Raw genomic sequence first — 272 nt, 5'->3', positions numbered from 1 at the left:
ACCTTACTTTATCTTATTACTTTCTACGGCGTGGTTTTTTGCCACCTTCTTGTTTACCGCCTTTTGCTTGACTCTTGCTCAATCCTACCAATGGGGAAAGCTCTCTTTTACCATAAACCTCACCCTTCATGATCCATACCTTGATACCCAATCTACCGTAGGTGGTGTGGGCCTCGTGCAAGGCATAGTCAACATCGGCACGGAAAGTGGACAATGGAATCCTTCCTTCTTTGTAAGATTCTGAACGTGCCATTTCAGCACCGTTCAAACGA

1 pseudogene is annotated in these 272 nt (G+C 45.2%); it reads right to left on the bottom strand.

Annotation, left to right across the window (positions count from 1 at the left end):
• Positions 1-16: 16 nt before the first annotated feature.
• Positions 17-272 (bottom strand): annotated as a pseudogene (locus ACRHNM_RS16810) (30S ribosomal protein S3); the annotation flags it as partial.

The organism is Psychroserpens mesophilus (assembly GCF_050617655.1).
Taxonomy (GTDB): domain Bacteria; phylum Bacteroidota; class Bacteroidia; order Flavobacteriales; family Flavobacteriaceae; genus Psychroserpens; species Psychroserpens mesophilus_A.
Note: the sequence above shows the minus strand (reverse complement) of the source record. Positions and strands in the feature narration are given on the sequence as shown.